Annotated in this window: 27 protein-coding genes and 2 pseudogenes; 5 read left to right on the top strand and 24 right to left on the bottom strand. The window is 35.1% G+C overall.

Annotated elements, in window-relative coordinates:
- Window position 1: 1 nt before the first annotated feature.
- From AAIE21_RS10185 to AAIE21_RS10175, 3 genes are all read right to left on the bottom strand, one after another.
- Window positions 2-955 (bottom strand): ABC transporter ATP-binding protein, encoded by a 954-nt coding sequence (locus AAIE21_RS10185; RefSeq protein WP_343266667.1) that lies wholly within the window; start codon window positions 953-955, stop codon window positions 2-4.
- 102 nt (window positions 956-1,057) lie between these two features.
- Window positions 1,058-1,615 carry a YdcF family protein gene (locus tag AAIE21_RS10180; RefSeq protein ID WP_343266666.1) on the bottom strand — a complete coding sequence of 186 codons (558 nt, stop codon included), beginning with the start codon at window positions 1,613-1,615 and terminating at the stop codon, window positions 1,058-1,060.
- 471 nt (window positions 1,616-2,086) lie between these two features.
- Complete coding sequence (locus tag AAIE21_RS10175) at window positions 2,087-2,848, bottom strand: glycosyltransferase family 2 protein (protein WP_343266665.1); 762 nt, start codon at window positions 2,846-2,848, stop codon at window positions 2,087-2,089.
- 196 nt (window positions 2,849-3,044) lie between these two features.
- Here AAIE21_RS10175 and AAIE21_RS10170 point away from each other — a divergent pair.
- Window positions 3,045-3,258 (top strand): annotated as a pseudogene (locus AAIE21_RS10170) (hypothetical protein).
- 197 nt (window positions 3,259-3,455) lie between these two features.
- Window positions 3,456-3,878, top strand: a complete 423-nt coding sequence (locus AAIE21_RS10165) for a DUF1801 domain-containing protein (RefSeq protein WP_343266664.1) — start codon at window positions 3,456-3,458, stop codon at window positions 3,876-3,878.
- 117 nt (window positions 3,879-3,995) lie between these two features.
- Here AAIE21_RS10165 and AAIE21_RS10160 read toward each other — a convergent pair whose 3' ends face one another.
- The 5 genes from AAIE21_RS10160 to gntK form a co-directional block, all read right to left on the bottom strand.
- Entirely contained in the window at window positions 3,996-4,790 is a 795-nt protein-coding gene (locus tag AAIE21_RS10160) for a VOC family protein (RefSeq protein ID WP_343266663.1), read from the bottom strand.
- Window positions 4,791-4,944: 154 nt separating this feature from the next.
- Window positions 4,945-5,481: an NADPH-dependent FMN reductase gene (locus AAIE21_RS10155; protein ID WP_343266662.1), complete on the bottom strand. Its 537-nt coding sequence runs from the start codon at window positions 5,479-5,481 to the stop codon at window positions 4,945-4,947.
- Window positions 5,482-5,630: 149 nt separating this feature from the next.
- Window positions 5,631-6,530, bottom strand: a complete 900-nt coding sequence (gene gnd, locus AAIE21_RS10150; protein ID WP_343266661.1) for a phosphogluconate dehydrogenase (NAD(+)-dependent, decarboxylating) — start codon at window positions 6,528-6,530, stop codon at window positions 5,631-5,633.
- Between the two features lie 18 nt (window positions 6,531-6,548).
- Window positions 6,549-7,898 (bottom strand): GntP family permease, encoded by a 1,350-nt coding sequence (locus tag AAIE21_RS10145; RefSeq protein ID WP_343266660.1) that lies wholly within the window; start codon window positions 7,896-7,898, stop codon window positions 6,549-6,551.
- Window positions 7,899-7,912: 14 nt separating this feature from the next.
- Complete coding sequence (gene gntK, locus AAIE21_RS10140) at window positions 7,913-9,451, bottom strand: gluconokinase (RefSeq protein WP_343266659.1); 1,539 nt, start codon at window positions 9,449-9,451, stop codon at window positions 7,913-7,915.
- Between the two features lie 358 nt (window positions 9,452-9,809).
- Here gntK and AAIE21_RS10135 point away from each other — a divergent pair, with 358 nt between their 5' ends.
- Complete coding sequence (locus AAIE21_RS10135) at window positions 9,810-9,968, top strand: glycine zipper domain-containing protein (protein WP_343267011.1); 159 nt, start codon at window positions 9,810-9,812, stop codon at window positions 9,966-9,968.
- 283 nt (window positions 9,969-10,251) lie between these two features.
- On the opposite strand, the gene AAIE21_RS10130 is transcribed toward AAIE21_RS10135, so the two are convergent.
- The 5 genes from AAIE21_RS10130 to AAIE21_RS10110 form a co-directional block, all read right to left on the bottom strand.
- The gene (locus AAIE21_RS10130) at window positions 10,252-11,577 is read right to left on the bottom strand and encodes an RNA-guided endonuclease InsQ/TnpB family protein (RefSeq protein ID WP_343266658.1); all 1,326 of its coding nucleotides are present in this window, start codon (window positions 11,575-11,577) and stop codon (window positions 10,252-10,254) included.
- A gap of 242 nt (window positions 11,578-11,819) precedes the next feature.
- Complete coding sequence (locus tag AAIE21_RS10125; protein ID WP_343266657.1) at window positions 11,820-12,674, bottom strand: MurR/RpiR family transcriptional regulator; 855 nt, start codon at window positions 12,672-12,674, stop codon at window positions 11,820-11,822.
- A gap of 237 nt (window positions 12,675-12,911) precedes the next feature.
- Entirely contained in the window at window positions 12,912-13,547 is a 636-nt protein-coding gene (locus AAIE21_RS10120) for a response regulator (RefSeq protein WP_343266656.1), read from the bottom strand.
- Window positions 13,548-13,561: 14 nt separating this feature from the next.
- Complete coding sequence (locus AAIE21_RS10115) at window positions 13,562-14,680, bottom strand: GAF domain-containing sensor histidine kinase (protein ID WP_343266655.1); 1,119 nt, start codon at window positions 14,678-14,680, stop codon at window positions 13,562-13,564.
- 81 nt (window positions 14,681-14,761) lie between these two features.
- The gene (locus AAIE21_RS10110; RefSeq protein WP_343266654.1) at window positions 14,762-15,199 is read right to left on the bottom strand and encodes an Hsp20 family protein; all 438 of its coding nucleotides are present in this window, start codon (window positions 15,197-15,199) and stop codon (window positions 14,762-14,764) included.
- A gap of 264 nt (window positions 15,200-15,463) precedes the next feature.
- On the opposite strand from AAIE21_RS10110, the gene AAIE21_RS10105 reads away from it, so the two are divergent.
- Window positions 15,464-15,913, top strand: a complete 450-nt coding sequence (locus tag AAIE21_RS10105; RefSeq protein ID WP_343266653.1) for an NUDIX hydrolase — start codon at window positions 15,464-15,466, stop codon at window positions 15,911-15,913.
- 77 nt (window positions 15,914-15,990) lie between these two features.
- Here AAIE21_RS10105 and AAIE21_RS10100 read toward each other — a convergent pair whose 3' ends face one another.
- The 10 genes and pseudogenes from AAIE21_RS10100 to asnB all read right to left on the bottom strand — a co-directional run bounded on the left by AAIE21_RS10100 (window position 15,991) and on the right by asnB (window position 25,034).
- Window positions 15,991-16,539: a cysteine hydrolase family protein gene (locus AAIE21_RS10100; protein WP_343266995.1), complete on the bottom strand. Its 549-nt coding sequence runs from the start codon at window positions 16,537-16,539 to the stop codon at window positions 15,991-15,993.
- Window positions 16,540-16,650: 111 nt separating this feature from the next.
- Window positions 16,651-17,052, bottom strand: a pseudogene (locus tag AAIE21_RS10095) (GyrI-like domain-containing protein); the annotation flags it as partial.
- 181 nt (window positions 17,053-17,233) lie between these two features.
- Window positions 17,234-17,722 carry a hypothetical protein gene (locus AAIE21_RS10090; RefSeq protein ID WP_343266652.1) on the bottom strand — a complete coding sequence of 163 codons (489 nt, stop codon included), beginning with the start codon at window positions 17,720-17,722 and terminating at the stop codon, window positions 17,234-17,236.
- Between the two features lie 272 nt (window positions 17,723-17,994).
- Entirely contained in the window at window positions 17,995-18,642 is a 648-nt protein-coding gene (locus AAIE21_RS10085; RefSeq protein ID WP_343266651.1) for a nitroreductase family protein, read from the bottom strand.
- Between the two features lie 98 nt (window positions 18,643-18,740).
- Window positions 18,741-19,616, bottom strand: a complete 876-nt coding sequence (gene dat / locus AAIE21_RS10080) for a D-amino-acid transaminase (protein ID WP_343266994.1) — start codon at window positions 19,614-19,616, stop codon at window positions 18,741-18,743.
- Between the two features lie 134 nt (window positions 19,617-19,750).
- A complete protein-coding gene (locus AAIE21_RS10075; RefSeq protein WP_343266650.1) occupies window positions 19,751-20,713 on the bottom strand; it encodes an ABC transporter substrate-binding protein in 963 nt (320 codons plus the stop codon).
- Window positions 20,714-21,201: 488 nt separating this feature from the next.
- Entirely contained in the window at window positions 21,202-22,194 is a 993-nt protein-coding gene (locus AAIE21_RS10070; RefSeq protein ID WP_343266649.1) for an N-acetylmuramoyl-L-alanine amidase, read from the bottom strand.
- Between the two features lie 99 nt (window positions 22,195-22,293).
- A complete protein-coding gene (locus AAIE21_RS10065) occupies window positions 22,294-22,629 on the bottom strand; it encodes a hypothetical protein (protein ID WP_343266648.1) in 336 nt (111 codons plus the stop codon).
- 50 nt (window positions 22,630-22,679) lie between these two features.
- A complete protein-coding gene (locus tag AAIE21_RS10060; protein ID WP_343266647.1) occupies window positions 22,680-23,039 on the bottom strand; it encodes a GNAT family N-acetyltransferase in 360 nt (119 codons plus the stop codon).
- Window positions 23,040-23,132: 93 nt separating this feature from the next.
- A complete protein-coding gene (gene asnB, locus AAIE21_RS10055; RefSeq protein ID WP_343266646.1) occupies window positions 23,133-25,034 on the bottom strand; it encodes an asparagine synthase (glutamine-hydrolyzing) in 1,902 nt (633 codons plus the stop codon).
- 218 nt (window positions 25,035-25,252) lie between these two features.
- Between asnB and AAIE21_RS10050 the strand changes: the two genes are divergently transcribed.
- Window positions 25,253-25,720 carry an Hsp20/alpha crystallin family protein gene (locus tag AAIE21_RS10050; RefSeq protein WP_343266645.1) on the top strand — a complete coding sequence of 156 codons (468 nt, stop codon included), beginning with the start codon at window positions 25,253-25,255 and terminating at the stop codon, window positions 25,718-25,720.
- 54 nt (window positions 25,721-25,774) lie between these two features.
- Here AAIE21_RS10050 and AAIE21_RS10045 read toward each other — a convergent pair whose 3' ends face one another.
- Window positions 25,775-26,359, bottom strand: a complete 585-nt coding sequence (locus AAIE21_RS10045; RefSeq protein ID WP_343266644.1) for an SCO family protein — start codon at window positions 26,357-26,359, stop codon at window positions 25,775-25,777.
- Between the last annotated feature and the right edge of the window lie 337 nt (window positions 26,360-26,696).

Raw genomic sequence — 26,696 nt, 5'->3', positions numbered from 1 at the left:
TTTACCCCCTCTCCTTCATTTGCTCAGCCAAATACGCCACAATATGGCGACTCGTTAATGTCCCCGCGTATTGTCCATCTCTTTCAATTGGGACAGCCCCTTCTGCTTTCAAACGAATCAACGCCTCTTGTAGTGAAGCATATATAGAGAGAGGTGAAACATCATTGTCTGCTTGTCTATCACTCGCAAGGGGCAACACATCTTCAATAACCTTCCCTTCATACCAAGGGCGAACACGATTTCCAATAAATTCTTCTACAAAATCATTTACTGGGTTATGTATGATTCCTTCCGGTGTATCTAATTGAACAATTTTCCCTTTTCTCATCACACAAATACGATCACCAAGTGTTAACGCTTCTTGCATATCATGTGTCACGAACACAATTGTTTTTTGAATTTTTTTCTGTAATTCTACAATATCCTTCTGCAACTGTTCTCGGCTCAATGGATCTAGCGCACTAAATGGTTCATCCATCAGAACGATTTTCGGGTTAGCAGCCAGTGCTCTTACCACCCCCACACGTTGCTTCTGCCCACCAGATAATTCATCTGGCATACGATTCCTATACACACCTGGATCTAATCCAACCATATCAAGCAACTCATCCACACGCTCTCGAACTTTTTCTTTACTCCATTTTCTCATTTCAGGTACAATCGCAATATTTTCGGCAATTGTCATATGAGGAAACAATGCGATTTGTTGCAGAACGTACCCAATATCCCAACGCAGTTCATGAATATTGTAATCTTGAATGTCTTTTCCATCGATAGAGATTGAGCCTTCTGTCGTTTCAATTAAACGATTAATCATTTTCATCGTTGTCGTTTTCCCGCAGCCGCTCGGACCAATGAGGACAAAAAATTCTCCTTTTTTAATTTCTAAATGTAATGAATCTACTGCTTTTGTACCGTCTTCATATGCTTTTGACACATGATTAAATCGAATCACAAATACAACTCCCTTATTGTTGTTTCTTTCATTCTGATAGAATCTTGCCTTCTTTTCAAATGATACGCTTTTTCTTCACAAAAAAGAGCCCTTATTTGAGCTCTAATGGTCGAATAATGTTGTTTTAATAATTGCTGCATATTCACGTATATACGCTTTCTTCTTTGAGCGCCTTGGCGTTGGTGCAGCAAGTGCCTCCATTTGCATACCTAATCGCTTAGCAATAATTTTTGTTCGATATAGATGATATGTATTACTTACAACTACCGCGTGCGTTACATGATATAAATCGATGCTAAACTTTAGGTTTTCATATGTGCTTGTCGAACGATCCTCAACGAAGATGCGATTCTCTTCAATTCCGTGTTTTATTAAATAATTCCGCATGCTGTGGGCTTCAGGAATATCCTCATCTTCACCTTGTCCTCCAGATACAATTACTTTTGTTTCTGGATGAGAATTCAGATATATTAAAGCTATATCTAACCGATTTTGAAGAGATAAAGAAGGTTTATCCCCAAATAATTTCGCACCTAAAATTATTACATATGGAGCGTTATCACTTACTTTTTCATAAGCAACTTTTTTCATTCGATATGTCATATAAATTATGCATAATGGTGGAAATAATAAGATAACAAGTAGTATCCATTTGTTCATATATAAGCTTACACTCCCTTTCTTTATATTATATAGAAAAAGAAAGGGAGACAGAAGTGTTTTTTTAGTGACTGCGTTGCCCTGCGTTTTGAGCATTACGCCCTTTTTTAGAAGATGTATGACACTGAGTTTGATTCCCTTTATGCTTCGCTGATCCTAATGCTTTCGTTTTTCCCATTTTGTTTCACATCCTCTTTTTATATGGTTCCCTTATAGATTTTGTATTTTCTCTCTCATCATACAATGGATTTATTGGAAGTTTCTCCTTATTTCAAGAGTATATTTTATTTTTGGGGTATCAAGAAAAAGTTAATGATTATGGAGATCTGAATGTACATTAATATTCAAAAGTTTACATTCAAAAGAACTAAAAGAATCCTAAATAAATAAGATTCTTTTAGTTCTTTTGAAATTTTATTTACCTTGTTTTACTAGCTTATTTGATGATGATATGTTTAGGAATCTTCACAGTTATCTTTCTTGGTTATCATAATATGTTTTATCTGCGTATTTTTTATCATTTCCTTTTAGATAGGCTAGGATTATTTTGGGATTTTTAAGTAAAGCCCAGTCTCCATATTTATCAAATCTTCTGCATGAAGTTATCATTCCATTTTTAATTGTACCGAATTTCTTATTATTTTGTTTTCCCCATTCTTTTAACCGTTTAGCGAAATCTGCATCTTCTGCCATAAGCATGTTTTCATTAAATCCGTTGATTGCCATAAAGTCCTTTCTATAGCACCAAAAAATCCCTACAGATATAGCTCCATACTTAAAAAATAAGGGGATTATTATTAATATTGCGGAAACGAATATTCCTAAAGATATTCTTTCAAACTTTCCAGTTACTCCACCGCCAATGTATTTACCTGAAGCTAAATATTTGTCTGCATTAGACAACATAGACTCTGTCATTTGGGTATCAGCGTCTATAGTAATGATTATTTCTCCGCTAGCTATTTTGGCCCCTGCATTTCGGATTTTGGATAAGTTTTTATCGTTATTTTTTAATGTAATACAGTTATACAACTTTGCTATTTCCTCTGTTTTGTCTGTGCAACGATTTAAAACAACTATGACTTCAGTTTGATCTTTATATGTCTCTGATGCCCTTGCAATTGAATCCAAACATTTTCTAATGTACTTCTCTTCATTATGTGCAGGGATTATAATAGAAAACTTCACATCTTTTTTAAAATCTACCCTTGAAGATTCGTTTGTTTCAGTCATAATATTCCCCCTTTTTTATAAAGTGAATATTTTCCATACATAATATATATTAACATTTATGAGGTTGTATTATAGAAACTAAAAGTAAACTATTATTAATAAGTTTACTTTTAGTGTATTCATTACATATGTATAACTTGATATGTGTATTAATCGCATTGAGAATAGTGTAATATAGTTAATAGGAGATGATTTTATGTTGAAAATAGAACAAAACAAAGTACGTTTAATTTCAGGAATTAGCTTATTAATATTGGTTTTGACTAATTCTTTTATAAAAAGTGATTTTTGGGTCATTTATATAGATGTCATTTTAGTTTTGGTTAACTTATTTTTATTTATTATCTCTAGAGATATAACAAAAAACAATTTATTTAGAAAAAAAAGATAAGTTAGATGAAATAAAATAATTTTGTGTTATTTTTAAGGATGAAAGACGATTACTGTGAAATCGTCTTTTATTTTTTAATTAAAAGGGAAAGTAAACTTTTATTCAAAAGTTTTTATTTCTTTCAACCATACATGAAATTCTGCAACTTTGATTCTAACTCTGTATTATAATTAAATATGTGATAAAACTTATATCTAAAAGGGGGAGGATTCCATTATGTACAAACTCAAAACAACAGAAACCAACAATAGTGTAATCGAATTTATTGAAAATGTTGACAGCCTAAAAAAACGAGAAAACGCATATCAGTTATTAGATATCTTTACTGAAACAACAGGTTATCCAGCAAAGATGTGGGGACCCAGCATTATTGGATTTGGTACATACCATTATAAATATGCATCTGGTCATGAAGGAGATGCACCATTAGTAGGCTTTTCCCCCCGAAAAGCCAAGATTAGTTTATATTTCGCAACCGGCGACCCTGAGAGAGAGAACTTATTAAAGGATTTTGGAAAACACACATCTGGAAAAGCGTGTATATATATTAACAAAGTAGCAGATATTGATATTAATGTTCTAAAAGCGCTAATCAAACAATCTATTCGTTTTTTGGAAGAAACGTATCCAAGTCATTAATCTATATATCAAATAAATGAATTAAGCAACAGGTGTTTTGAACGTAAGTCAAAACACCTGTTTTTAGGATTCGATTGCAAACATATAATTAAGAAATAAAACCTTAAAATATACCACTTATATAGAAAGTGGTACGTTCAACTTATTGGGGATATCGGCTTGAAAATGCGGAGTATGCTGTACAGCAAAAGAATATCCTTCTTGAACAAACGATATTTCATTATTATGAAAATGAAATGGTACATCGCTTTGTCTTAGATGCTTCTGAACCATTTGAATAAAATCAAGACTCGGCGTCCCAAATGAAATATGCATCTTCGGCGGCAAAGCTTTCATTGCAATCGGAATCCAAGGTCTCCCCTTCCAACTTGCAACAACATGAGCTGTTCCACCAACTACAAAGTTAAAACTTTCACCATCTTCAAATGTTTTCATGCTTAAATTAGATTTTAACCACTCTCTAAATATAGGTACACTTTCGACTGGGCAACCTACTTCTCTTACATACAAAATGTTCAACGGTGTGCATGGAATTAAAACCTCCTCAATAATATAATTATGTGCAATAATTTCAAGAAGATTTCCATCTCCATCGCGAAAATATAGATTTAACCGCCCGTCCTCTTCATCAATTTCATGACCATCTTCCCACTTTATAATAAGCAAACCTGATTCTTGAACCCACTTTGCAGTTTCGTAAAACTTTGAAAATGGTACTTGAAAAGCAACATGAACCGGTGAAATCGGTTCATATACTTCTTCAAAAAATAATGTAACATGCGGAGTTAATTGAAAGCTTATTTGTTTATCTGTTTTTGATAATATTGAAAGTCCTAGACGTTCTCTATATACTTGTTCTACTCCTTGAATAGATACAGTCTGTAATTTTAATTCTGAAAAATGTGTAATCATCCTCATTCACCACCTTAATTTCAATACGTACAATCATTTTTATTAAAACCTCTCCCTATTTCACGTTACTATTCTGTAAACTCTAGTGGCTGGAATCGTTTTCATATTAATGTTAGAGGCAATGGACAATAGACCATTAACCCCTAACAAGTTATCACTCAACACCTAATTGCTTTTTCACTTCTTTATATACACTCATATATGCTTTTAATTCTTTGAAAAGATCGTGAATTAACGGTTTTGCATCCTCACTAAGCTCACCATCTTGCACATATAAGCCGTCTAATACAACTTGTTTAGGAATTGCATTCGCATATACGCCTCGTGCGACAATACGCATACTATTAAGCGCGTTTATACCGCCTTTTCCGCCGCCCGCAACTGCCAATAGAGCAACTGGCTTATGGACAAATTCACTGCTGCTTAAGAAATCTAATGCGTTTTTAAGCGCACCACTCATCGCATTATGATATTCAGGTGTACAAAGTACTACCCCATCTGCTTCTTTCACTAAAGTTTTTAATTTTGTTACTGCCTTTAATTCTCGTTGTGATTCTTCTCCATTATATAAAGGCAATTCCTCTACTGCTAAATCGTATAACTCTCCTTCAAATTGCTCTGCAATATATTTTGCAATGACACGTGTTCTGCCAAATTTACGTGGTGTTCCGTTAATTACGACTAATTTCATGTTTATTTCTCTCCTTTATTTTAGCTTCTATCTCTATACTATCAGAAAATTCCATACAAAAAACAGTAAAAAGAGGGAAAAGCCTTGAGAAAATAGTATGAGAAATACAAAAAGAACTCATACTTTCGTATGAGCTCCTAATCTATCAATTAGTCATTTTTCACAACAGCATGTCCGCCGAATTGATTTCGAAGTGCTGAAACAACCTTACCATGGAATGTATCATCTTCTTGAGAACGATAACGCATGAACAATGACATTGCAATAACTGGAGCAGATGCTTGTAATTCAAGCGCTGTTTCTACTGTCCATTTCCCCTCGCCAGAAGAATTCATTACACCTTTAATTCCATCTAATTTTGGATCATCTGCAAATGCTTTTTCCGTTAAATCCATTAACCAACCACGAATAACCGATCCATTCGCCCATACCTTTGCCACGTCTTCGTAATTATAATTAAAATCACTTTTATCTAATACTTCAAATCCTTCAGCGATCGCTTGCATCATTCCATATTCAATCCCGTTATGAACCATTTTTAAGAAATGGCCACTTCCAACGCGACCTGCATAGGAATAACCGTTTTCTACTGATAAGTCTTTAAATAATGGCTCTAATCGATCAAAAATTTCTTTTTCCCCGCCAATCATTAAACAAGCACCATAGCGTGCTCCTTCTACACCACCTGATGTACCGATATCTACATAATGAAGCCCAAAGCTTTTTGCTGCTTCAGCACGGCGTAATGTATCTTTATAGAAGGAGTTCCCACCTTCAATTACGATATCTCCTTTATCCAATAATGGATAGACATCATTTAGTACTGAATCAACAATTTCTCCAGCCGGTACCATAACCCAAATCGTACGTGGAGCTTCAAGTTCTGCTATCATCTCTTTTAATGTATGACGAGCTGTAATACCAAGGTCTCCAGCTTTTTCAACAAGCTCTTTATTAACATCGTATACAACAACCTCATGCCCGTCGTCGTTTAAATGCTCAGCTAATGGAAAACCCATTTTTCCTAATCCAATTAATCCTAGTTTCATAGTAACCAAACTCCTATTCTATACAATGAGATTTAATAATGATATAAGTCCTAAAGCAACAACAGATAAAATCGTCTCCATCGCTGTCCATGTTAATAATGTTTCTTTCACAGTCATTCCGAAGTATTCTTTAATCATCCAAAATCCTGAATCATTCACATGTGATAAAATCAGTGATCCAGCTCCTGTTGCAAGCGCTAATAACTCCACATTTACCCCTGGTGTACTAGCTGCAATCGGCGCTACAATACCCGCAGCTGTCATCATCGAAACCGTTGCAGAACCAGTCGCAATTCGAATAAGCGCTGCGATACCCCAGCCTAATAGTATCGGGGAAATGTGTGATTCTTTAGCCATTTCTGCAATCGTAGTACCGATTCCTGAATCTAATAGCACTTTATTGAATGCTCCGCCCGCACCAATAACTAACAGTATGTTTGCGATTGGACCTAAACAATCATTTGTAAATTGTAGTACCTTATCTTTTGAAAATCCTTTTGCATACCCAAGACTAAAGAATGAATAGATCGTCGCAATTAATAACGCAACTACAGGATCTCCAATAAAATGTAACACCTGTGCAAGCTGACTAGATTTTTCTAATGCAATCTCCGCTACTGATGCTCCAAGCATGAGCAATACAGGAAGTAAAATTGTAAATAATGTATTACCGAATCCAGGGAGCTCTTTCTTCGTATCTCGTTCAAGGAGTTGCTCAGCTACATCTACTGGCACCTTTTTATGTATACGAGCACCAATCCATTTCCCATAAATCGGTCCTGAAATAATCGCTGTTGGAAGTCCGACAATTAATGCATATAAAATTGTTTTTCCTACATCAGCTTTGAAAATGCCAACCGCTGCCATTGCTGCTGGGTGCGGGGGAACGAGTCCGTGTACAACAGAAAGTCCTGCTACAAGTGGAATACCAATTGTAATAAGAGAAACCCCTGTTTCTAATGCAATTGTAAACACAAGTGGAATTAACAATACAAATCCTACTTGGAAAAAGACCGGAATTCCTACTAAAAATGCTACAAACATCATTGCCCAGTGAACACGTTTCGTCCCAAAACGCTCTATTAATGTATTGGCGATTCTTTCAGCACCGCCAGACTCCGCCATCATTTTCCCAAGCATTGTTCCTAGCGCTAAAACAATTGCTAAAAATCCTAACGTATTACCAAGACCTAGTTTAATAGAATCGATAATTCCTGGATCTTTTGGTGAAGTTGCAATCAAGGGCATCCCCATTGCTAGCCCAACTCCGATTGCTGTTAAAATTAAAGCGACAAATGGATGCCATTTTACTACTGTAATAAGCAAGAGTAGTATGACAACAGCCGCTAGTACGATCCCAACTTCCATTTCTCCCAATCCCCCTATTGTTTACGTTGGAAAGCAGCTATACAATCGAATTCTTCTTTCAAACGATCGTAAAGTCGTTCATACATGTAAAACATTTCTAAATATAAAGCCGTATTTTCTTTATTCGGTACATGATGATGGACAATTTCAATCCAATCTTTCACTTCTTCAAGTGAATCAATTTTCCCAATTGCATATAAAGCAAGTGCTGCAGCTCCAAGTGCAGATGCTTCATGACTTTCAGGAACAAGTAATTCTTTCCCCATCATATCGGACAACATTTGTCTCCAAAACGCTGATTTCGCAAAGCCGCCTGAAACACGAATTTCAGAAAGAGGTCCTGTTAAATCACGAATTGCAAGCGCGACTGAATATACACTCATGCAAACTCCTTCCATCACAGCGCGAATAAAATGCTCTCGTTTATGCTGTAGATTGATACCAAAGAATGTGCCGCGTGCATTGGCATTCCAATATGGAGCGCGTTCGCCAGATAAGAATGGTAAAAATAGCAAACCGGCTGCTCCAGCTGGTACCCGTTCCGCATACTGAATTAATAAATCATACGGATCGATTCCCAGTTTTTTCGCTACTTCTTGTTCTGGGCTACCAAATTCATCACGTAACCATCTTAGTAAAATCCCACCATTATTTGTCGGACCACCAATTACCCAATGCTCGTCTGTCAACGCATAACAAAACGTTCTACCTTTTTCATCCGTATTAATGTTCGATGAAATCGTTCGAACAGCACCACTTGTTCCAATCGTAATCGCTGCTTCACTAGGCGATACTGCACCAACACCAACATTAGCAAGTACTCCATCACTTGCTCCAATTACAACTGGAGTCTGTTCATGAATCCCCATTTTCTGAGCTAACTCCGGCTTCATTCCCGATAAAATATAAGTCGTTGGTACAGGGTCTGATAATTGCGCATGTGTTATATGTAACATCTCTAATACATCTAAATCCCAATTTAGTGTTTCTAAATTAAATAGACCTGTAGCCGATGCAATCGAATAATCAACGACATAGCGCGAAAATAATTGATAGATTACATATTCTTTAATCGAAATAAATTTATGAGTACTTGCATATAACTCCGGTTCTTCTTCTTTCATCCACAATAATTTAGATAATGGTGACATCGGATGAATCGGTGTACCTGTGCGGCGATAAATGTCGTGTCCATTCATATCTTTCAATAATTTTTCAGCTTGCTCGGTACTTCTGTTATCCGCCCAAATAATAGATCGAGTTAACGGAGATCCATTTTTATCGACCGCAATTAATGCGTGCATTGCAGTACTAATACCGATTGAAGAAATATCTTCCGGCAGTACGTTCCCCTTTTCAATGGCAACGCTTACAGATTTATATACAGCAGAACATATTACATCAGGATCTTGCTCAGCCCACCCTACATTCGGTTGAATTATTGGATAATCAATTGCATGCGAAGCAACTACTTTTCCTCTCTCTGTAAACACAACCGCTTTCGTACTTGTGGTACCGATATCAATCCCGATTACTCTCCCCCTTGTTTCCATACTGAATCTTCCCTTCATTTCTAGCAAAATCAAATCTAGTAAACCGTTTACATGAATTAGTATATAAAATATTTTTTCTTAAATCAAGTTTTAAAAAGAAAATTTTTTTCATAAAAATTATAAGCTCCCTTAAATTAAGTGATTTTTAATATTCTTTAAAATAAATTATTGAAAAAAACACTCTGCTTATCATACATTTAAACTATATATAACATTTCATTTGCTTTCGTACTAAAAATACAATTTCTTTTATTTTTGCTACACTATCAGTATATATATCACTCGTATACAATTTATCCCGCTATTCGCTGGCAGTAAGATCCACCTTTATATATTTAAGAAAAGGAGGTATACTCTCTTGGCTAATAATAAACACAATAATGAAGCCATGGGAATCGGTATAGCTATAGGAACAGCGTTAGGAGTATCTTTTGGTTTGCTTATGGATAATCTGGCTTTAGGAATAGGAATCGGTATTGCAATTGGGGTAGTATTTGGGATAAACAAAAAGAAATAGCCTAATTTGAAGAAACCTCATTTTAAAGCAACACCTTCTGCAGCATACAAAAAGCGTCTATTTAAAGGGACACTACTTTCCCTTCAAATAGACGCTTTCATTTGATTCCCATGAAATACATGTGAACTCCCCCCCCACTTAACGACCTTACAGTCTGTTTGAAGTGGGGGCTTCAAAAGTCAAAAGACTTTCTCTTTTATTGCTCCTTCCTCCACAAGCCTACTGGCTCATATCCAAAGCCTTGAATTCGCGGCGTCCCTACCGCTACTCAAATCGATACAAACTATGCGAGTAGATCTTGTTCCTGTAGAACACGAATGCCATAATATTTTAGGTTCCGACCCGCATTGTAATCTCTATCGATTTTCGTGCCACAATTGTCACACATATAGATTCTTTCTGACAACTTCAGCGTATCTTTTTTGTGATGACACGTACTGCATACTTTGCTCGATGCAAAATACGGATCCGCAATGATGTAGTATTTGCCTTTTTTCTTAGATTTGTATTGTAACATCGTGCGAAACATACCAAATCCATTGTCATGTAGTTTTTTTCCTAACCGTAAACATTGCGCCAAGTTATTTAAGTTCAAATCTTCTACAACAATAGCGTGATAATCATTGGTTATCTGATTACTTTTCTTGTGTAGAAAATCTTTTCTTTGGTTTTTTGCTTTTGTTGTTACTTTTTGATATTCTTTTACTTGTTTTTCATAATTCTGACTATATATGATATTCCCTGTTTCATCTTTTTTCGCACGGTTCTTCTTGCGCGCTAAGGATTTGTTCATTCTTCGTTGTCGTTTTTCGATGAGTTTGTTGTATCGACTATACTGCGCTGTTCGTCCTTCGCTGTCTACATACAATTCACTTTGACTGTAATCTAATCCAATTACTTCTTTAGAAGTAAGGGATTCTACCTGTTTTTCATTTGGACAAAACGAATCAACAGAGAGAGAAACAATATAGTTTGTGCCTTCTCGCTTAATTGTTGCTTTTTTTATAATCCCTTCCATCGGTAATTCTCGATGTAGATGAATAGAAATACCCTCTTGAAATTTTGGAATACATAAAAAATGAGACTCATTTACTTGCGTGATTTTAATATTTCCATTTGTTTGGTTCGTCGTATAGCTGAATTTCCCTTGTTTTTTACTGTGGAACTTTGGCATACCTTTTATGTCTTTTAATGTGGGAACATATCCGATTGTTTTCATCTTTTTTCGCACTGCTTTTTTGTATTGTACGGGGCGTTTTGCATACGTCTCATTATATTTTTTAATGGCTGCCTGAAATCTCATTTTTGCGTCATTATACACAAAAGAATCGTTACTTTTATCTAAGTAATCATATTTGGCAGTGATCGTTGTGTAATTCGGCACCTTATAACGAACGAACCCACTTTCAAAACCTATAGACTCTAGATATTCATACAAACCAGAAACGTATTCATTATACACTTTTCGTTCACATCCGAACGCGCTCTCTAATCTCGTTGCTTGTTCCTGTGTGGGGAAAATCGCGTATCGAAAGGCATAGGTAGCCCATCCATCTGGCAGTGACTTTTTTGTTCCTTTTATATGTACACCCTCTTTTGTGGTTGCCATATATGCTCTCCTTTCTTTCTATTTTCACATGTATTATATCGTATATGAGCAAAATCGCGTACAAAAAACATGTAAGCTACCATCTACCGAAAATTCATCCCCCACCTACTCACTGGGCCACGCCCTTCTCGCTCCTTGAGGAAGGGGACTTCTTTTCGGAACATATGTTAAAATTAATTCCCTATCAAGAACTTGCAGTTGTTCATAGGATGCATAAAACAGTGCAAATAGATACACTGCTTTTATATCCGCTTCATTGAAATCGTTTCACGTATACTCTGTAAGTTTTGCAACGTTTCCTCTTGTCGTTGTAATGACAGTCCCACATATAAAGTATCCAATAAACTAAGCTGAGCTAACCGCGATGAACTTGCTTCTGTACGAAATTCTGTTTCACGTGTTGAAGTGTATAATGTAATATCAGCCAATTGACTCAGTGCTGATTTCTGATAACTTGTAATTGCAATGATATGTGCTCCTCTTGCTTTTGCTACTTCTAACGCTTCAAGCAACCCTTTATTGCTCCCAGAATGAGAAATGGCAATCACGACCGCTTCTTTTGTTAGCAAGCCAGCTCCCATAATTTGAAAATGCGAATCGACATGCGCAATACATGAAATACCCGTTCTCATAAATTTATGATACGCATCCATTGCAATAATACCTGAACCACCATTCCCATAAAATTCAATGCGTGCAGCTATTTTCAACAGATTTATTGCCTCTTCTAAACCTGCGCCATTTAATAAATGTAATGTATCTTGTAACCCAGTAATATGCGCATGAAAAACTTTTTTAGCAACGGTCACCATATCATCTTCTGCAGATACTTCTTCGTGAATATTTTGCATTGGTGTGTGTACAATTTCACGAGCTAATGTAATTTTTAAATCTTGAAAGCCTTGAAAACCGAGATGTTTACATAAGCGAAAAATCGTTGCTTCTGAACTATTCGTAACTTCAGCTAATTCCGTAATTGATTTATGTACAACATCTTGCGGATGTTTAATAATATGTTCAGCAATACTTCGAAGCTTCGGTGATAACCCATTTAATGAAGCCTGAATCTTTCCTATTCCACTTTTTGTACCAGGCATGATGTATCTTCTCCTTCCATAGTAGCTTTATCCCGCATTAACGGGCAGTAAGCCTCCCACCTCAACATTCAGCGAAAGCAAAGAAGTTAGGTGGGAGATCAACTGCCCGTAAAAGCCCGATTGGTGAGGGCTGATAATCAGTGGAGATGAAGAACCCCTACTAATTAAAGTTTCACTTTATTGTACCTAATTATTGAAAGAAGAAAAACCGTTATTTGGTATTGTTATATATTTTTTCTATACAACACCATGCCTCACAGCATACAAAGCCGCTTGCGTTCGATCATCTACTTCTAATTTAGCAAGTACATTTGAAACATGGGTTTTAACTGTCTGTTCTGTAATATGAAGTTCTACTGCTATTTCTTTATTGCTTCTTCCTTTCGCAATTTCACGAAGTACTTCTTTTTCTCTTTTTGTCAGCATAGATAAACTATCTTGATTTTCCTCTTTCGCTACTGAACGTCCTAACAACGCAGGAGTGACTTTTGGATGAAGATTTGCATTCCCTTGATATACAGCGATAATGGAAGCAACAAGTTGATCCGGCTGTACTTCTTTTAATTGATAACCATCCGCGCCAGCTTCTAGTGCCGGAAGAACATAATCTTGCTCTGAAAAACTGCTTAGCATGAGAACTTTAATTGTAGCGTCATATTGCTTCAATCTTTTTGTCGCTTCAATTCCATCCATTTTCGGCATTGACACATCCATTAATACTACATCTGGTCTTTCTTTTTTGACAAACGCTAATGCATCTTCCCCATTCTCCGCTTCCCCTATAATTTCAAATTCCTCTTTCGTTTTTAAAAAGAAAACGAGTCCCCTCCGAACAATATGATGATCCTCTACAAGTAATAGTTTAATTTTCAATGAACTTCTCCCTTTCAAACCGGTAATTGAATCTCAATCTTTGTTCCTTCTCCCAGCTTCGTTCTAATTCTAAATGTTCCTTTCATCAGCTCAATTCGTTCTTTCATACTTTTTAAACCAAGTGCTGAATCTCTTACTGTTTCTCTAACAAACCCAATGCCGTCATCTTTAATTTGAAAGTTCAACTTATTATTTTCTGTTTTCAAACTAACAGATACCCTCTCACATGAAGCATGCTTTTTACAATTATGTAACGCTTCCTGACTTACACGCCACAGCACTTCTTCTATTTCATCACCAATTGAAATAACTCCATCAATTCGAATCACTACTTGAATACCTAATAGTTTTCCGTAATTCTGCACTGCTTCTGCAAGCCCTTTTTCTAATCCTTCCGGCCTTAATTGCCAAATTAATAATGTCATCTCTTGCAGCGCTTCTTGCGATAATTCCCCTATGTAACTTAGCATCTCTTGTAATTCTTTGTCCTTTGTCATATCAAGAGTTCCTCTAGCAGTTAACATAATGGAAAATAGCAATTGTTTCACCGAATCATGTAAATCACGGGCAAGTCGGTTTCTTTCCGCCACAACCACATATTTGCGCTCTTTCTCAACTAGCTGAATTCGTTTTATTGTTGTTCCAATTTGGAAGGCAATCGCTTCTAACAATGCTAGTTCTTCCTCTGAAAAATGTGTTTTATGAGGTGCAGCAACATTTAATAAACCGAACTTCTCTGCTCCAGCGCGAAGAGGAATCGTCGCATGATGTGTAATCTCTTCGGTCTCTCCCCAATTATATTCAATTGCATCTTCAATTCGTTTACATTCAATAATATTTGTTGCCTTTTCTAAACGTCCATTCACAAATCGATTTACACACCAACAGTCCCCTTCACACATCGGTTTTTTTTCTTTCCATGTGAGCGCTGGTGGCAAATTTTTATCAACAAGCATACGATGCGTTCCTTTTTCATCAATAAAAAAGATCCAGCCTGTTTGTAATTTCATAAGTTGTAATAATGTATGTAATACTTTTTCCAACATTTCCTGTAAATCGGTTGCCTCATTTAACAACTCTGCAATTTCTTTTAACGCCTCTAACCGGCGCATTTGCTTTTCATCATAGCTCATGTTCATCACCAACTACCATTATAACATTAAGAAATTTCTAAATACTACAAACAAAAAAAGAAGCTGAATAGACCAGCTTCTTTACTCTATATCAATCAATTTTCGATTTTGGCTTTCCTCTTCTAGTTTAGGGAATATGACAGTAAGAACACCCTCTTTAAATGCTGCCACGACGATTTCTTGATCTACGTTATCTAATGTAAAACGGCGAATGAATGATTCTGTAGAACATTCTTTTCGGATATATGTGCCATTTTCATTTTGTTCTTCTACTTCATTATTTTGAGTCGCTTGAATTGTTAGGATATCCTTTTCAAAGTCGACTTGAATGTTTTCTTTTGAAAATCCTGGTAAATATGCTTGCACACTATATTTATCAGAATCCTCTTGAACATCTACTTGAAAACTTTTCATGTTCATTGGTTTAAAGAAAGCATTTGTCATCACCTCAAATAAGGAAGGTCCAAATCCAATAACACCATTACGACGATTTGTTACTTCTGGAAATAAATCACGCATGCTTTATTCCTCCTGATAGATATGAATGAAAGATTATCTCTTTCTGTCTTTATTACACCTAATAGTCAAAAAAGATCAAACATTTCGTTTAATACTTTTGTATTTTTTCCCATCCAAAACATAGTATGGTATATGAAATTTTTGTGTTTTGTAGAAACATTACCTCTTTAACGTCTTAAAAATCCAAATATAAAGGAATATAGTAAAGTCATCCCGAATACATAATTGGGAATTTTAATTTATTATCATTTGGAGGACCATACTATGGGATATATTGAAGACTTACGCGAAATTGTAGGTTCACGACCGCTCAATTTAGCTGGAGTTGCTGTTGCTGTTTTAAATGAGCAAGGACAAATTTTACTACAGAAGAGAAAAAGTGGTGTTTGGGGTGTTCCTGGTGGATTTATGGAATTGGGCGAATCAACAGAAGAAGCAGGAAGACGTGAAGTTCTAGAAGAAACAGGTATTGAAATTGGAAAACTCGATTTAGTAGATATTTTTTCAGGAGAAGAATTTTTTGTGAAATTACCGAATGGTGATGAATTTTATCCCATCACCATCGCTTATATGAGTAAAGAAATAAAGGGTGGAAATTTACAAGCTGATGGCACAGAGTCTTTGGAAGTGAAATTTTTCAGCTTGAATCAATTACCAGAAAATATTAGCCCATTTATAAAAAAACTCATGCAACAGCAAGCTGTATCCATATAAGGCACTAGAACGTATAAAAAAGAGACCTTTTATTTTTAAAGGTCTCTTTTTACATAGCTCTCATTTTTGGGTTATCTTCACTGCACTTCTGCATGCAAACAAGACTTGAGGTGCCCTAAAGCAAACTCATGTCCCTGTTCATTAAAAGAGGCTACTGCTTTTTCATGTACAACGATGTGAAATCCTTTATTATAAGCATCCACCGCTGTATGGAGAACGCAAATATCCGTACATACGCCAACAAGGTGAACTTCTTGTATGCCTCTTTCTCTTAGTTTCATTTCTAAGTCCGTTCCAGCAAAAGCGCTATAACGTGTTTTATCCATGTAATACACATTTTCCTTATCCCGATGGTTTTCATATACTTGTTGTAATTCCCCGTATAAGTCTCTCCCTTTCGTTCCTGCTATATTATGTGGCGGAAATAATTGTGTCTCCGGATGATAAGAATCATTTTTTTCATGTTTATCAATTGCAAACACAACATAATCTCCGTTTTCAATATACTGCTTCGTAATCTCTACAAGAGGCTGTTCAATATCTTGTCCTGGTTTTCCACACGTTAAAGCACCATTTTCTGCTACAAAATCATATGTATAATCAATATTTATAAGAGCACGTTTCATCACTCATTCTCCTCCCTACTCGTTTCACGCTAAACAATAGAAAACGTGTTTTTACGACGCAATATATTCCATTCGACATATTCAAACAAAATTCCTACGAAATATTTATATTTAAAGTATAGGGATGTATATTTTCATTTGATTTGGATATATTGATTGCAACACATCGGTAATCTCAAAATCCGACCCTTCTCTTCTTTCATAATTCGAGTTTAGTAGCCATGTGCCATAAATATACCTTCTCGTATTTTGAACTAAGTCAACCGGGCCATTTATTTTAAATTCAGTATATTCACCTTCTGGAATTTTAAAATTAATAAATCCATTGCCTAGTTTTGCGACACTCCCCTTCACTTCTTCTCCAACAATGAACGGAAAATTTCCATCATCATGAAAATCACATGCGATACCATATGACATATTAGGTGCAATTTTCTCAGGAATTCTCAAATAGTATTCATTATTTTCAAAGTCAAAATAGAATTTTGGGATCTCCCCAAAGTACTTTTCATTGTAACTTATTCAATTTCTTCTAACTACGCATTTATAAGGGATAAACATATTATCATGTAGCATTAAATTCACATATAAAATTGTACTCCATAGAAGATCTAAAGCAAATAAAAACAAAAAGGCACATCACTCTTTAACGTGATGTGCCTTTTTCTGTCTAACATAACAGAGTATTATCTTTTTAATGTGCAGGTTTATTTTCAAATTTAGCCTGTACAAAATTAATAACTTTTCCTGCTGGATCATTATTTTCAAATTGAACTGCAGTTATCGTGTGATACCCTGTCTCTAACGTTTTTTGTTTTAACTCTACTGTTGTCTGCGTCATGCTAGTAACATGATGTTTAGCTTCAAATATATTATCTACGAATACAAATGTCTCTTTATCATTCTGAAAATTAGTAAGTTCTAATTCGACTTGCTGAATGAGAGCATCCTTCTTTACAAATACAGTTGGTACATTCCCAGCTTCAGAAGTACCATCTGGTGTGATTACCTTTACTTTTCCTTCACCAATTGAAGTTGCCCCCTCTGGAAAAGGCGTTACACTCTCATCACTTGCATTTACAACCTGTTCTTCTTTTACAGACTGGGTTTCTTCTTTTTCATTTGAAACACCACATCCAACCAATAATAACGCAGACAATCCAGCGATTATGAATTTCTTCAAAATTCATCCCCCCTGTAAATTTATTCTTTATTTATTATACAGAAATAATTATCTATTCTAAGTTCAGTTTTTTAAACTTCCGTGAACAACATTCTGTTCACCATTACTGTACCATACTTTCTTTTTTAACATCATTAATTTTTTCAAGAAATAATTGGGAATTCCTTCTTATTCTCCATTTTAGCCCATTATTAGCAAAAAATATTCCCTTCTAGAAAAATTAAAAAAGACATTGGGCGTACCAATGTCTTTTTTAATTTTCATACAATATCCTAAAAAATAAATTTCGTAATATCCTTAATTTCTTTTCGAGCAAGTTTTTTCGGCTGGTCTTTCGGATAACCGAGTGAAATTACCATATTGATTTGTTTCTCAGGCTCAATTTGTAAGTATTGTCGCAATTCATTTTGAGCTAATAACACAGGCCCTGTCATCGGGCAAGTCCCAAGTCCTCTTGCATGTGCTGCTAGCATTAAATTTTGTGCAGCTAAACAGCTACTCTTAATTCCCTCTTCTTCCCATACTGAATCTGAAACGAAGTCAATGGGATCAAATATTTTTTCACGAAACTTTGACTCATAAGGCGTTGCTAAACATACGATTAAGACCGGTGCATCAGAAAAAGCCGTTGCATATGGCCCAAACGAACGTGTAAGTAATTTACCTGCTTTTTCTTCTCCTTTTTCCGTTGCTTGTGCAGCCAATTTATGTAAAGCATCCCATGTCATTTGTTCAATCTCTTTAATTTTATCTCGATTCATAATGACAATAAATTCCCACGTTTGCGAATTCGTATCACTTGGTGCGTAACGAGCACAATCAATAATTTCTTCTATGTCACTAACAGATACTTCTTGTTCAGTAAACTTTCGAACACTGCGACGTCCGTGAATTATTTCTTTAAATGCTTCATATTTCATATGCAATCCCCTTTTATAGCGTTTTCAAAATTTATCCTACGCTTGATTATATCACGAAAAAAAGCTGGAGTAATACCAGCTTTTCTTTCCTTGTACATTCAGTTTATTACTTTTAAAGGTGCAATACTCTCCTCATAAGCAACTTGTAGCTTCTTCGTAATTACCCCTCTTTCTCCATTACCAAATTCCTCATCTCCTATTTGAATGACAGGGAATATTTCAAGAGGTGTTGCTGTAAAGAAGCATTCATCTGCCTCGTATACTTCTTGTAATGAAAACTCTCGCTCTTCTACTTCAATATGTAAAGATTTTGCTAATGAAATGACGTGATGACGAGCAACTCCATGTAAAATAAGATGATCTGCCGGGTGCGTAATCACTTTATTATTTTTTATAATAAAGAAATTTGAATGGCACCCTTCTGTTACAATTCCATCTCGAACTAATATTGCTTCTTGATACCCTTCTTCATTAATTTTATTCTTAATCATAATATTAGGAAGAAGATTTAAAGATTTGATATGGCAAAACTTCCAGCGAATATCTTCTTCCACTGTTACTTTTATTCCCTTTTCCATTACAGATACTGGTCTCGGGAATGCAACGATGTTTGCGAAATAAGTTGGCGTTAGATTTGATTCATATACATGATTTCGAGGCTGCATACCTCTTGAAATCTGAATATACACATTCCCATCTTCTTGAAATTGATTTTTTTCAATTAATTGCTGAAGTTGCTCAATTAATTCTTCTTTAGTAAAAGGTGGAACAAGATGAATTTCCTTCATAGATTTAAAAAATCGCTCTAAATGTAAATCTAGTAAATGAGGTTTACCGTTGTATAAACGAAATACTTCATATATTCCATCCCCAAATTGTAGCCCTCTCTCTTCAAATGCAACCATTGGCTGTTCTTCCTTCGTATTTATAATTCTTCCATTAAACAAAATCCAATCTTTATGAACACCTGTCATCATTTCTCCACTCCTTTACTTTTCATTAATTTCATTGTACAACTTCTCCTTGTTTAACAGAAAGAATTTTCTGTCATTTAAAAGTAAAAGACACATCACCTTTAAATAGTGATGTGTCTTTTACTCTACTTTTCTTATTTCAGAAAGTATTTTTCAATGTCATCCAACATAAGATTTGCAGCTTTAATACCGCCCGCTGTATTCCAAATGACTTCATCTACTTCAAATACTTTATTATTTTTTGAAGCTTGTAATTGTTTAAAGAGTGGGTCTTCTGTCCATTCTTTCGCTATTGAATTTCCTTCATTATTTTTGTCAGCATCTTTATCAGATGTGAAATAGAATAAGTAGTCTCCATCCATATTCGGAATTTGCTCTTTTGTAACACCTTTTATCGCAAAGTCATCCTTATCTTGAAGTGGTGGTCGCTTAAATCCGATATCATTTAAAACAACACCAGAGAATGAATTTTTTTGATAAATACGAACATCACCTGGAACGAAACGAATGATAGAAACTTTAGATGATACTTTATCTCCTAGTTTCTCTCTTATCTCTTCAATACGCTTCTTATAATCAGTCAGCGCTTTTTGACCTTCTTTTTCTTTATTTACTGCTTTTGTATATAACGCAAAGTTTTCTTTCCAATCTCCGCGCAGTGTTTCAGCATACACAGTAGGTGCAATCTCTTTTAATTGTTCATATACCTTTTCATGACGCATTTTATTCCCAATAATTAAATCAGGCTTTAGTTTCATAATTGCCTCTAAGTTAACGTCACGCTCAGTTCCTACAACCTTTGTATCTTTTAATTCTTTTGCTAGGTGCGGATACCATTCATCACCGGCTCTTGGTTTTGTAGAACCAACCGGTGTAATTCCTACGGCTAAAAGTGCCTCAGCACCTTCATTTGTCAGGACAACGACGTTTTTAGGTGTCCCTTTAATCGTTGTTTCTCCCATCGCATGCTTAATTACATACGATTCTTTTCCTTTTGCTGCTGCATTCGTTTCTTTCTTCTCTTCTTTGCCACACCCTGCAATCACAACCATTAACATTACAATGCAGAGAATAAAGATGTTTTTAGTCTGGATCATATTTCCTCCTGGATGAAATTGATTATCATTAACATTTTAAAGATTAATGTATAGACTGAAAGTTGTCAATATATTTCAAAAAACTTTTCTAGAATATATTCCCTCAAGTTCATCCTATCAATGAATGCGACAAATCCGAAAGATAAAGTGAAACTTTAATCAGTGGGGATTTTCTTCATCCCCCACCTAACTTCTTTGCTTTTTCTGAATTTTGAGGTGGGAGTCTTACTGCCCGTTAATGCGGGATAAACAGGCAAACAAAAGTAATTGTCATTCCAATCAATACATAACGTACTTAGTGCATATCCGGAATTTCTTTTTTCAACACGAATTGCATAGCTAGTACAATGATAAGTCCAATTAATACTTTTATAATTTGCAATTTTAATATATTATTTTCACACAAAAAAGCCCTCCCTCTAAGTTCTTCTGCTTACAAGACATTCAAGACAGGGCTTCATTTGCTTCTATTGATAATCTTTTATATTTTAATATTGATTATATTCGATATAAGATGGATCATAATAAATCCATTGATTCCCCCCAAGGTTTAGCCAACTATTTTGATATGTGTATACTAAATAAGATTCTGGAGAATTTAACTGACGGATTACTGAGGATGATGTTGATGGACCGCTTCTTAAATTCACATTCTTTCCGCGAATATTTGCCACTCCTATTGGACTACCATCACTATTTCCATATTTCACATAATTAATATACGATGGATCGTTATATATCCATTGTCCTGCACCTAAATCTAACCAGCCGTTATTTTCTTGATATACTACGTAAGATTCTGGAGAATTTAACTGCCGAATTACTGAGGATGATGTTGATGGACCGCTTCTTAAATTTACATTCTTTCCTCGAATATAGGCCATACCTATCTTTTTAGGTGTTGGATTTGGATTTGGATTTGGTGGATTTGGATTCGCCGTTAATCCTAAAATTTCGGCAATTCCTCTCGCATATGCTTGACATAAATCTTCTATAAACTGCGGATTTTTTAATAAATTTGCATCAAATGTTGTATCAATAAAAGCTGTTTCTGTTAATAAAGCATCCATAGCTGTTTCTCTTAGTACTGCATAATTGGCTTTTTTCGCACCACGATCACGCAAACCGTATTTCGTTAAAACAGGATTAACGGCTGCATGCATCTTTTGTTGTTTGGCTGCCGCAAAACTGCTATCTGATAGTCCATTATAAATATAACTTTCAAAACCTGTTCCACCTCCACTATTAATATGAAATGAGATGAAAAAATCTGCTCCAAAAGAATTTGCAATATTTGCACGTTCTGATAACGAGATAAGCACATCACTATCACGTGTCATTTTAATATTAATTGTATAATTTGTAAGTAATATATCTCGAACACGTTTAGCAATTTGAAGTGTTAGATTTTTTTCAACCAAACCGTTTCCAACAGCACCAGAATCGTAACCGCCGTGACCTGCATCTATAACTAACTTCATATATCCTTTCCTTTCTATATTTAATAGAGCTGATAATTATGCTCGTCCTATTTTATTTTATGTATAACATAAAAAATTGGTTCCAAACAAAAAACCCCCTTAAGTAAGGCGGTTTCCATCGTCCCGATTGAGCCAATTTAAAATAAATATGTATGACTGATAATGAACATGCCGTATGCAAAATAAACCAAATAGAATAATCATTCCACTACCACTATATATTAAGCCAAACTTCAAAAAGATGTTTAACATCGGAGGAAAGTGAATCACATTTTGTAATACAGACAGAGTAAAAAACAGAATACAAAATACCGGAATGTATTGCCATTCATACGGTTTACGCTTTTTACGCATCATTTTCCGAATGAAAATTTGGCATATTTCTGCTACTACAAAACAACTCCCTATTAGTAAAAAGCCAGACGTCATCGTCATACATCCACCTGCCTTATGTTCATTTCTCCTCTTAGGTATCCCCTTTCCTTCTAAAAGCGTTTTATATACATTTCACCGCTCAATATAAAACCAAGCCCCGATATAAAAGATTTAGCTTGTTCCGTTAGATCCCCTTGTAACACCTTGATATCTTTTATATCTCTACGCTTCATCATTTCTTCCAATGTAAAATAAGTATTTGTTCCATATCCGTAACCTTGGTAATCAAAATGAATCATTAAATTAGACAATATAGCATGCTCACCTTGCACTGTATAATCCATTACACCAATATATGTATCATCGACTTTTATACAATATTGAACTTCCTTCATATTAAAACCATGAGAAGCAAACATTTCCTCCACAACTTTTTTTGTCTCTGTATTCACTTTTTCAAACGTAATCATATTTTGTCCACCCTCTTATTCTTATTGTATCAACTACAATACATATTTATGAAAAAAACCTTAAGATCGTATACGATCTTAAGGTTTTCCTGCTTATACTAAGCTATACGCACGCTTTGTTTCTTCATGAAACTCATTTGTATCGTATTTATGCTCTACATAAATTTGATGCCATACCATAAATGCAAGTACTGTCCAAATTTTACGGCTATAATCGCCTTTATCCGCACAATGTGCTTCCAGTAGGTTTAATACATACTGTTTGTCGATTAAATGCTCTGTTTTGCTTTCTTTAATAATATTAACAGCCCAGTCGTGCATTTCATCTTTTAACCAGTGACGAATTGGTACTGGGAAGCCAAGTTTTTTACGATCTAATACATGATCCGGAACGATTCCGCGCACTGCTTCACGTAAAATTGCTTTTGTCGTTCCGTTTGCAATTTTTAATTCTGTTGGAATTTTAGACGCAACGTCAAATACTTCTTTATCTAAGAATGGTACACGAAGTTCTAATGAATTTGCCATCGTCATTTTATCAGCTTTTAATAAAATGTCACCACGTAGCCATGTGAACATGTCGATGTATTGCATTTTGCTAACGTCGTCATAATCTTTAATTTCATTATACAATGGTTTCGTGATATCCATGTAGTTAACACTTTCATTGTAATACTTCATTAATTCAGCTTTTTCTTCTTCACGGAAGATTTTCGCATTACCATAGTAACGTTCTTCAATTGGGGTACATCCACGCTCTAAGAAGCTTTTCCCTTTAAATCCTTCTTTAAGCGCACCACTCAATGCTTTTAAAACGCTTTTTCCTGGAGTAGGGATGTAAGAGAACATTTTTAAAGAATTCGGCTCACGATAAATGTTATATCCGCCAAACAGCTCGTCTGCACCTTCACCAGAAAGAACTACTGTTACATGCTTACGTGCTTCTTTTGCTACGAAGTACAAGGGTACAGCAGCTGGATCAGCTAAAGGATCATCCATATGCCAAATGATTTTTGGGAATTCATTCATAAATTCTTTTGCTGTAATGAAGACACTATGGTTTGTTACACCTAGTTTTTCTGCTGTTTCTTTTGCTACGTCAACTTCACTGAAGCCGCGGCGTTCGAAGCCAACAGAGAATGTTAAAAGATTTGGATTCATTTCTCTTGCAATAGAAGCAATGATAGAAGAATCGATACCACCAGATAAGAATGAACCTACTGGCACATCACTACGCATATGAACTTTTACAGAATCATATAACACATCGCGAATCGCTTGAATATGCTCCTCTTTCGTTGCACTTGAAGCATTGAAATACGGTTTCCAGTAGCGATGAATTTCCATCTCTTTACCGATTTCTTTTACAAAATAGTGACCAGGTTCAATTTTATTAATATCAGTTGTTAATGTTTCTGGTTCTGGACCATATTGGTACGTAAAGTAATGTTGCAATGAAGTTGGGTTTACCCCTTTGTCTTGCATTACATGCATAATACTTTTCTTCTCAGATGCAAAGAAGGTTGTATCGCCTTGCTGTGCGATATATAACGGCTTAATACCGAAGTGATCACGTGCACCGAAAAGTTTTTTTTCTTCACGATCCCAAATCATAAATGCAAACATACCACGAAGATAATCTACACATTTTTCTTTCATGTGTGCATACAAAGCAAGGATAACTTCTGTGTCAGATTGCGTTGCAAATGTTGCACCTTTTTCAAGTAACATTTCACGTAATTCTACATAGTTGTAAATTTCACCATTAAAAATAATTACATATCGATCATTTTCATAAGTTAGCGGCTGATGTCCTGCCTCTAAGTCAATGATGCTTAAACGGCGGAAGCCAAATTGTACATGCTCATCACGAAAATATCCTTCGTCATCTGGACCACGGTGGAAAATAATCGTGTTCATATTTTCAAATTGATGTTTTTCTGTTTCTGAAAACTCTCTAGGGTTTTCACATAAACATCCTACAAAACCACACATACTTCTTACCCTCTTTCAGTTTTCATTCTGTTTCTATACTACTATATCAACCCTATTTATACTAGCATAATCAACTAAATATGGCGACAAAAACTATAAAAAAATCACTCCATTTCACATTTTACCCATTTTTTTTGAGCAAACATGAAAAATAGGCACTCACATTTGAACACATTTGTCATATGATATTGCAAATTGATTTCTAGGAGGCAAAAAACATGAGTGATGAAAAAAAAGATTCTTCGTCTCGTCCACCAATTCGTAGTTACTTAAAACAAATTGATGATTTTTTTGAACAAACGCCACTACGTGATGTAATCGCAGATATGAATCACTTTTTTCAAAAAGGAAACCGTTTATTAACATTTCCTGTCGACTTATATGAATCTGGCGAAGAATTGGTCATAAAAGCAGAACTCCCAGGCGTTCAAAAAGAGCAAATTCAAATAGAAATTCAAAGTGAATACTTAAAAATCTCTGTTACAGAAGATATCACGGAAGAAATAAAAGATGAAGTTTCACATAATTACTATCGTCGGGAACGATCCATATCAGGAGCTTCTCGCATGATTAAACTTCCATATTTAATTAAGAAAAAAAGCGCAAAAGCTTCTTATCAAAGTGGCATTTTAGAAATCCGTGCTCCAAAACTTCCACAAGAGCATGATATTTTATCCATAGATTAACCATTATATGTATATTTTTCATATATAAAAAGAAGGATGCTCAGCATCCTTCTTTTATTTCAAGAGTCGCTCCATATCACGTAAAATGTCTTCATATGGTGTTTTGCTAATTCCATTATACTTTTTCATGACCTTGCCTTCTTGATCGACTAGGAAAAACGATGTGCCGTGGATAACTTGCCCATTCTCTGGTTTATCTACAAGCGATTGGAAATTATCCTTTGAAAATTTCGTGATATCTTCCAATGAATAACCAGTTAACAAGTTCCAATTACTTGTATCTTCTGTAAACTTTTGTATAAATGCTTTCAAATTCTCTGGTTTATCTACTTCAGGGTCTACACTAAACGAAACGAATTGAACATCTAACTTTCTCTCTTTTGCCATTTTTTGTAATTTAGCCATATTCGCAGTCATCGGCGGACAAACTGTTTGGCAATTTGTAAACATAAAATCAGCTACCCATACTTTCCCTTTTAAATCTTTTGTTCCAAACTTTTTACCATCTTGATTTATGTATTGAAAAGTTTCTAAATCCCAATTTAATGGTTTACGGAGTTTTGATCCTGAGCCGCATCCTGCAAGTATAAATAAGCAAAAAACAACCATGAGACCAATCAGCTTTTGATAACGCTTCATTTTCAAACCTCTCTTCTCTTTCTTTAATTTATGTATGACATGTTCATCATAACAAAAGTAAACACTATGAGAAAATTGTTTATCCTATTTGTTCACGAAATCGTACGAATTTACGTATGTTACTTCCTATTTTTGAGCGAATTACTAGACAAACGTTTCATTGTTTACTAATATTATCTCCTTCTCAGCTCTTTACATAACAATTTCCAATAAGTCAGTCATTCCCAGTTTTTCACTTTGGTAAAGATGACCACACTATTTTTTACATTTTTTTAACCGTTAATCAATTTTTCTCACTTTTTTCCTTAACAACATTTCGGTACAATACAACTACAAA

This window comes from Paenibacillus sp. 102, from assembly GCF_039549175.1.
In the GTDB taxonomy this organism is placed as follows: Bacteria; Bacillota; Bacilli; order Bacillales; family Bacillaceae_G; genus Bacillus_A.
The sequence above is the reverse complement of the archived record's forward strand: the minus strand, read 5'-3'. Positions and strand labels throughout refer to the sequence as shown.